The 7,572-nt window shown below is 42.7% G+C and carries 11 protein-coding genes and 2 pseudogenes; 7 read left to right on the top strand and 6 right to left on the bottom strand.

Annotated features, from left to right (window positions below):
• The coding region (locus B1A75_RS18680; protein ID WP_254866660.1) for a DUF6444 domain-containing protein at positions 1 to 224 on the bottom strand (224 nt) is incomplete at its 3' end.
• Positions 225 to 340: 116 nt separating this feature from the next.
• Between B1A75_RS18680 and B1A75_RS19635 the strand changes: the two are divergent.
• The 5 genes and pseudogenes from B1A75_RS19635 to B1A75_RS18660 form a co-directional block, all read left to right on the top strand.
• A pseudogene (locus tag B1A75_RS19635) lies at positions 341 to 658 on the top strand (RNase A-like domain-containing protein); the annotation flags it as partial.
• Positions 659 to 663: 5 nt separating this feature from the next.
• Positions 664 to 969: a contact-dependent growth inhibition system immunity protein gene (locus B1A75_RS18675; RefSeq protein ID WP_019417960.1), complete on the top strand. Its 306-nt coding sequence runs from the start codon at positions 664 to 666 to the stop codon at positions 967 to 969.
• A gap of 615 nt (positions 970 to 1,584) precedes the next feature.
• Positions 1,585 to 1,890 (top strand): DUF4275 family protein, encoded by a 306-nt coding sequence (locus B1A75_RS18670; RefSeq protein WP_079936690.1) that lies wholly within the window; start codon positions 1,585 to 1,587, stop codon positions 1,888 to 1,890.
• Positions 1,891 to 1,950: 60 nt separating this feature from the next.
• Positions 1,951 to 2,181 carry a DUF4275 family protein gene (locus tag B1A75_RS18665; RefSeq protein ID WP_079936689.1) on the top strand — a complete coding sequence of 77 codons (231 nt, stop codon included), beginning with the start codon at positions 1,951 to 1,953 and terminating at the stop codon, positions 2,179 to 2,181.
• 69 nt (positions 2,182 to 2,250) lie between these two features.
• Complete coding sequence (locus B1A75_RS18660) at positions 2,251 to 2,517, top strand: hypothetical protein (protein ID WP_074044553.1); 267 nt, start codon at positions 2,251 to 2,253, stop codon at positions 2,515 to 2,517.
• A gap of 549 nt (positions 2,518 to 3,066) precedes the next feature.
• On the opposite strand, the gene B1A75_RS18655 is transcribed toward B1A75_RS18660, so the two are convergent.
• The 3 genes from B1A75_RS18655 to B1A75_RS18640 form a co-directional block, all read right to left on the bottom strand.
• A complete protein-coding gene (locus B1A75_RS18655; RefSeq protein WP_079936688.1) occupies positions 3,067 to 3,735 on the bottom strand; it encodes a hypothetical protein in 669 nt (222 codons plus the stop codon).
• Between the two features lie 572 nt (positions 3,736 to 4,307).
• Positions 4,308 to 4,739, bottom strand: a complete 432-nt coding sequence (locus tag B1A75_RS18645; protein ID WP_074044556.1) for a type II toxin-antitoxin system HicB family antitoxin — start codon at positions 4,737 to 4,739, stop codon at positions 4,308 to 4,310.
• 27 nt (positions 4,740 to 4,766) lie between these two features.
• Positions 4,767 to 4,970, bottom strand: a complete 204-nt coding sequence (locus tag B1A75_RS18640) for a type II toxin-antitoxin system HicA family toxin (protein ID WP_204378355.1) — start codon at positions 4,968 to 4,970, stop codon at positions 4,767 to 4,769.
• A gap of 41 nt (positions 4,971 to 5,011) precedes the next feature.
• On the opposite strand from B1A75_RS18640, the gene B1A75_RS20465 reads away from it, so the two are divergent.
• The gene (locus tag B1A75_RS20465) at positions 5,012 to 5,938 is read left to right on the top strand and encodes a minor capsid protein (protein WP_239691284.1); all 927 of its coding nucleotides are present in this window, start codon (positions 5,012 to 5,014) and stop codon (positions 5,936 to 5,938) included.
• On the top strand, positions 5,931 to 6,215 hold the full coding sequence (locus B1A75_RS18630) for a hypothetical protein (protein WP_074044557.1): 285 nt from the start codon (positions 5,931 to 5,933) through the stop codon (positions 6,213 to 6,215). The genes B1A75_RS20465 and B1A75_RS18630 overlap by 8 nt, the downstream gene beginning before the upstream one ends.
• A gap of 315 nt (positions 6,216 to 6,530) precedes the next feature.
• Here the strand turns inward: B1A75_RS18630 and B1A75_RS18625 are convergent, their stop codons facing one another.
• Positions 6,531 to 6,959 (bottom strand): hypothetical protein, encoded by a 429-nt coding sequence (locus B1A75_RS18625; RefSeq protein ID WP_079936687.1) that lies wholly within the window; start codon positions 6,957 to 6,959, stop codon positions 6,531 to 6,533.
• Positions 6,960 to 7,407: 448 nt separating this feature from the next.
• A pseudogene (locus B1A75_RS18615) lies at positions 7,408 to 7,572 on the bottom strand (AAA family ATPase); the annotation flags it as partial.

Raw genomic sequence — 7,572 nt, 5'->3', positions numbered from 1 at the left:
GCCCCAAACCGGTCAGAGGACGKCGGTAMATGACTATTCGTACTGTTTTTTTTCGTACGGGCTTCTAATTCTGCAATACGTGCTTTCAATTGCTGGTTTTCTTGTCTTAACTGTTTATTTTCGTTGATGAGTTTTTCGATGGTCTGTGCTTGACGTTCGATGTTTGCCACCATGCTTTCGAGTGTGAAGACCGCTTCTTGGAAGCCAAAAGCAACATTTGCCATTGTGTTCACCTCCCATGTCTATGATGGTAATTAGTATAGACAAGGAAGGTACGAACAAACCGGCTCTCGTAAATTTTTTCTATGTACGGGCTGAATAGTTACTTCTAAAACATGTTTCTTTAAAAGATAATGAATTAATTGATCGTATGAAATCAGAAAGAAAAGACGTAAGTACTTATACTAATAAAACTACTGCCAATAATGTGATTGAACTAACAATAAAAGCGAATGCTGATAAAATTGCTGATTGGCTGTTAAACTCCGAAAGTACAACATTAAGTCTAAATTATAAATATAAACATCCGGTGGGAAGAGGAGTTAAAAAGGGTGCAAATAAAATTGATTATGACCTAAGAAATACTTTCACATTATTAAAAAGAGATCCTAATTCTCCATATGGTTTTTATATTGTTACATCTTATCCGAAGTGGTGATGAATATGATGGAAATTGAGAGAAAATTTAAGACGCTTAAATACTTTGTAGACGGATATTATAATCAATCAATCGATGATCATGAATTTGACGACATGATTAGAGAATTTAGAGACGAAGAACCAGAGAGTTTGGTTAACGCATTAAGAGCTGAATTAGCTGAATTACAAAAACTAATAGACAATGGGGATAGAGAAACATTTAAAAAAGTAGAGATTTTATTGCATGATAATAGTTTACGATATATTGAGTTTGAAGATGGTCAAGCGTTTATTAATCGTGTTTTAAATGTTCTGGATAATAAAAACTAAAATATTCTTACCCAATTTAATTAAAAAAGGCGGAATATGAGCAACGAAAAGAAGGCGGAGTGATCCGCCTTTTTGCATGGATTTACGCACTGGAGATAATTTTGCACAAATTTTGCACACCAAGGAAATTGAAAGTCTATAAACTTTGAAAAATCAAGGGTTGGAGGATGGTGGTTTTACTCCCACCATCGGCATCGAAAATAGGGAAAAGGCTTTAGGGACAAGGGGTTTCACGTAAGTGGAATCCCTTGTTTTTTATTTACCGAATACGATTCGAGAAAAGAAAATCGTGTGCGTACAATCGTGTTCGGTGAGGCGAAATGGAAAGTGAAAAGAATGGAAAATGAGAGAAAATTGCAGAGAAAAACCAAAAGTGGAAGAAGAGGAGAGGTTGAGTCGTAAGATGCAAGGAGATATGGGAGAGAAAATAAAGAGAGGGAGAACTGATTATGCGAAGATGGGAAAGAATTGCGAACTGAACAAAGGGATTCGCTGATTGTCATAACGATGTGATTATACTATGGAGTTCTTCTTACAATCTAGGTATTCAGTTCTCCCGATTTTTGCAGCTTACGCGAAAAGCAATTCATATAACCCAACTTGAGGGAGGAGTGAATGGAGTTGTTCGATAAACTGGCGGATCGAAACATCAAAATAAGCAAACAACCTGGTTTCGGAGCGAAATTAAGGCAACATTGGGAAGAGGTGTTTGCCGGACATTTGACTGCGGAAGAAAAACAAAACATCCACCTTTATGATATCAATGGGGCGGGCGGTTACTTATGGCATGTGTTCAGCTATGGAATGAGGGACTGTTTAGTGGAAACAGAAGCGGAAATGGCGTTTGATAAGGAAGAGAAAGAATGCTGCTATATTTTCTTTCAACTCACATTTCGCACCCTGAATAAAAATTCGAAATAAGCCCGATTTGACCGAATAAAAATTAATTATTTTACAATTTTTGTATAAAAAATTATTTTTATGCGAATATCCAGGTTGTTTTTTGTATATTATGCAAAGGTTGCGAAATATGAGTTTCAACATTGTGATGGCGTTTTTAAAGTGGAGAACGCTTTCAGTTTGAAAGCGAGAGATTTGACAGCTGAAAACGGCAAGTATGCCGATATATACGTGGTCGATCACGAGTTCAATTGGACGTTTGTTGTAACCCATGAACGAGGGTGGCTTGGTCCTTATTTTAGCAGAAAATGACGTTGGTTTGAGTGGAGCGAGCCGATTCATGAACCGTTTCATAGACAGGAGTGGGGGTGGAATGGCGAGGTGACGGCAGAACAAGCTTGTTCAGGGACGTTAGCGGAAGATTTCCGCCCGATTGCGCCTGATGAACAACAGGCGTGCATCGACGCCATCGAACAGTTGTTGCATCAAGAATTTCCTGATGATTCCGGACAATGGACGCTTCGGTTTTTGTATCGCGAAAGCGGCTATATGTTTTTGTCTCCTTCCACTTCATGGTTCGTTTCTAGCGGGGGTATTCGTTGCGGAGCGGAGGAGAGAAAAGCGACATCAGCTTTTTCGGCTTCATAGCTAGAGCGGCAAATCAAAGGAGAGGGAATGTGTGAAGAAGTAGAAAATTTGTGTTTTTTTGAAACACGAATCGGAATAAGGCGTACAACATTTAGAAGCCCGGTGATTTGAAGGAAAATACTGCTTCCCAACAGTGTTTTTCCAATTGAAAAACCTTGCGACACCATGACTTTATCCCTTTCGATTTCTCTCAAATCGAGTGAATCCGTTGTTTTTCACCAGCCGTTTAGAGAGTTTGACAGAAAGGATCAGAACGGCAAATGAAAGGGAGGCCAAAAATGTTGATGGACGATGGATGGCTGTCGACTGAAGCCACGTTAGACACATCCGGGAAGATGCCTGGCCCTTCCCGGATGTGATTGATGCCCCCATGGATATCCTAAACATGGTTCAAACGCTGTCAGGTTGTCGCTCTGGTTTAGGGAAATCTTCCTTAGATGAATCCCAGCGATACATGTCTGAAAGGGATGTTTTTTCTTTGTGGCACTGCATAGCTCGACCCTTGTCCATTGTTTGTTCCCTAACACCGATTGTCTTCATTCTGTAGAATTATTGCGCGCGCCGAAGGTTGGCGATGGATGCCTCATGTTCAATCGAGCGTTTGGAGAGGATTTCCAAAATGTGCTCGTGGCGCTCTTGGTTGATTTCGATACTTTTGACAATTTCATTGGTTTCCAGGACCGCCTGCCGAATTGGGGCCAGGTCGTCTTTGGTTGCCATCTTCGCTTGAATTTCGTTTACGTTGGATTGGAGTCCATTCACTTTGGACTGGAGTTCAGCGAGTTCCTCTTTGGTCGCCATCTTCGCTTGAATTTCGTTTACATTGGACTGGAGCTCGATCACAGTGGAGCGAAGTTCAGCGAGTTCCTCTTTGGTGGCCATTTTCGCCTCGATTTCGTCGACTTTGGACTGGAGTCCGGCCAATTCCTCTTTGGTGGCCATTTTCGCTTCGATTTCATCGACTTTGGACTGGAGTCCGGCCAATTCCTCTTTGGTGGCCATTTTCGCTTCGATTTCATCGACTTTGGACTGGAGTCCGGCCAATTCCTCTTTGGTGGCCATTTTCGCTTCGATTTCATCGACTTTGGACTGGAGTTCAGCCAATTCCTCTTTGGTCGCCATTTTGGTTTTGATATCGCTGACTTCGGATGTCAAGGTACTGACATTCGAGTGCAATTGATCGAGGCGATCCAAAATTCGGTTCAAGAGTGCTTCCATATGGGTCATCCTTTCCCTGCTTTGATTGATGGTGATTCAAGCCCATTCTCCAAGGCTTTTTCTGCTTTACTAACGTAGTCTGGATCTTGTCGGTGTAGGGCTCTGTCAAAAGGTTCGATCATCAATGGGGATATGAGCAGTAGGTCGTTGGGGACATCCAACTCCCATTTTAGCACAAATCGTATGGGGGAAGACAAGGGATTTTTTGAAGAGATGAAAAAGGAGGGCATGGTCTATATAGATGCAACGAAAACGTTTAACATATCCTTGACGGAAAAGTCGCTTATCCATTTTTCGACTGTCGAGGGCAAGCCTGTGGCTTGCCCTCGTCACGCCAAGGCGTGACGGAAGACCGAACAACCACTCGCTTTACAGACCCATACATGGGTCTGAAAGCGGCGCTGTTCGGTCGCCCGACAGTCGATCCAATGCCCGGTAAAAGCCGCAAATGTTAAAGCTTCAAGCATCTATATAGTAGCGTTCAAACCATGATTGAACGGGCGGAAAGAAAAATTCAAAAACGCATAAAAGAAAGCCTCTTCTACCTGTGTGGGTGAAGAGGCTTTTCCATTTCATTGTTTTGTGTCAGGTTCGCTTTTTTTAACCATTCCTAGGCGTTCTTTCAGGGCAAATTGCAGGAGTTGCGAAAAATTAATCCCTTCTGCTTCCGCGGCGTCATTTAACCATTTGGGGATTGTCAATGTTTTCTTAATTGATTTATTTTCCATCTCGTCACGGATATAGTCGGTCCACGCCTCGATCATAGAGACAAACGCACCTTGAGGAATGACTAATTTCTTGGGATCAGAGGGCGCCGGGATCCCTTCGCCGTCTTCTTCCATTCCATAAAGGTATCCTTCTAAAGCGTCTTTTGCCATACGAAATGCCTCTTCCAAAGTAGAACCTTCTGTAATGCAACCCGGCAGATCCGGAAATGTGACAGTATATCCTTCGCTCCCATCGGATCCGGGATCGAAAATGGCAGGGAAATAATATTTAGCCAATATGGAAAACCTCCTTTCGCAGGAGGGCTATTTCAGCCCTGCCTGCTTTAGTATTGAGTGTACTGTTCCAGGTTTTAAGTCTTTTCGTGGATGGGGAACTGTGACGGTTCCTTTTTTCGTTGGATGTTTGAAATGATGGTGGCTTCCGACTACCCTATGTAAGTACCATCCGTCTTTTTTCAGTAGTTTAATCAGTTCTTTTGATGAAATGTTTATTCCCCCTTTCCACATCTTTATTATAACACGTATTAATAATACGTGTAAATTATTTTTTGTTCATTTACCACTTCATGTACGACTTTGCCAGAACGGGCATTCCTGTTAATGTGCAAATTCTTGACGACAGCACCATGTGCGAAGTGATGTCGTATAACTGGAGTGGGAAAGAGTTTTCCAAACGGATCTGGGGCCATGAGCAGGAAACGATGCAAAATATCCGAAAAACGCTCGAACAAAGCTTCATCATCGGCCGGTCCATTGATCGGACGGCCAAAGAAATTGTAAGAGTGGCCGATGTAGCCTATTCGCGCGCCGAAGCGTTGGTGAGAACCGAGGCCAACTTCTTTCACAATTTGGCGGCCCACAACAGCTATCGCGACGCAGGAATGGAGAAATACGAGATTTTGGCCACGCTCGATATGCGGACATCGGACATTTGCCGAAGCATGGACGGAAAAGTGTATGAGGTAAAAAATTATAAACCTGGCACAACGGCACCGCCATTTCATGTCCGCTGCCGAACGACGACGATTCCGTATTTTGATGAATCGGAATATACGAAAGGTGAGAAACGCCAGTCGATGAATGGATTGGTGGATTCCGTTTCGTACGAAGAGTGGTATAATAAGCATATCAGAGGTCATAAGCTAGAGGTAAAGGATCCTAATGTTTATTCAGCACAATATCTTCAAAAAATGAACAAAACGTTTGAATACTTTAAAGAAAAAGGATTTATATTTAGAGAACATGCAGTTAACCGAGCTTTGGGCCAAAAACAAGGAAAAGGAAAAAGAGACTTTACAAATGAAAATGTCTTGGATGTACTCAAGACAGGTAAAAAATATCATCAGGCAGAAGGGAACAAAACGGTGTATTTTAAAGACGGTATTGCTGTCATACAAGCTAATGATACTGGCGAGATTGTTAGTATTGTTACTAGAAAGAAACCAAAAAAAGATTGGAGGGAAATCGATGGATGATTTGTTGCGGTGCATCGAAGACTATCTTGAAGGAAATTTGTCGCCAGAGCAATTTTCTTATGATTTTCCTGCTATATATGCATCTTATTTCGATGATGGAGATTTAGACGAAAAGTACATCGACGCGTTTGATGATATTTCGGAAGCGTGCGGTTGGTATGAGCCTAACCCTCTTCATAGAGAGGATGACGATGAGTATATCGGAGAAGAAGAGCTGAGGAACAAAGTAGAGGAAAAATATCAAATGATTAAGAAATTGTTGACGAGAAGCACTTAACCAATCAAAAAAGGTTACGTGCTTTTTTTATTTTCTCGTCTTTTTAGCATTTGTAGACGTTAAAGTGTTGATAGACGATGGTTGAGATGCCGATTGAAGCCGAGCATGTTCCAAGCCAGACAAATCCGGGAAGACGCTTGGCCTTCCCGGGTGCTAGGACGCTTGGATAGCCTAAACACGGTTCCAACGCTGCTAGGAAGAATATTCGTTAGATCAATCCGATACATGTCTGAAAGGTATGTTTTTTCCTTGCTCCACATCTCGATCCTTGTCCATTGTTTACTCCCTAACCCCGGTCGTCTTTCCCTTGTTGAATTACTGCGCGCGCCGCAGCTTGGAGATGGATGCCTCATGTTCGATCGATCGTTTGGAGAGGATTTCCAAAATTTGTTCGTGGCGCTCTTGGTTGACTTCGATGTTTTTGACAATCTCATTGGTTTCCAGGACTGCCTGCCGAATTGGGGCTAGATCGTCTTTGGTCGCCATCTTTGCTTCCATCTCATTCACTGTGGATCGGAGTTCTGCCAACTCCTGTTTGGTCGCCATTTTCGCTTCCATCTCGTTTACGGTGGACTGGAGTTGATTCATTGTGGACTGGAGTTCGTTTACTGTGGATCGGAGCTCAGCTGCTTCCTGTTTGGTTGCCATTTTGGTTTTGACGTCGTTTACTTCGGATGTCAAGGTGTTGATATCCGATTGTAATTGATCCAGGCGGTCCAAAATTCGGTTCAAGAGGGCTTCCATATTGGTCATCCTTTCTCAATTTTGAATGGTTTTCCTTATAGGTGTCCGATGATTCAAGTAATTTCTGCTTTGGCAACACGCTTTTGACAGGATTCCATTGATTTAGGGCTTCATCAAAGGGCTCAATCATCAATGGAGATAGGAACAGCAGGTCATTGGGGGCGTCCATCTCAAATTTTAACACAAATCGTGTGGGGGAAAACAAGATATTCTTCGAAAAAGAGTCAGTCAAGACTTTGTGTGTAAATTAGCACATTATTTCAGAATCCCTTTTTCAAATTATTTCAGGCGGATTCGGAAATAATGTGCAAAATTTTTGCGGATTGTTCCGGATTTTGCACATTCTTTCGGAACGTTTGCACGCTCTTTCAGATGAAGATTTCCAGCGCGCCTGATGGACCGATGGAAAAGAGAAAGCACAAAAGAGGCCGATTCGGCCCCTTTCGTGCTAATACCCCATTTCCTCTGCGGCCATGCGCACCACTTCTTCGTCAATGGCGTCCTTTTTCAGCTGATACCCGTATAACAGGCACGTCGTGGCCAACGTGTTGATCACCCGAGGCCATCCCCGCGACTGCAGGGCAATCGCCTCTAACGCCGATGGAGTGAAGAT

The sequence above is a fragment of the Geobacillus sp. LEMMY01 genome, assembly GCF_002042905.1.
In the GTDB taxonomy this organism is placed as follows: Bacteria; Bacillota; Bacilli; order Bacillales; family Anoxybacillaceae; genus Geobacillus; species Geobacillus proteiniphilus.
The sequence above is the reverse complement of the archived record's forward strand: the minus strand, read 5'-3'. Positions and strand labels throughout refer to the sequence as shown.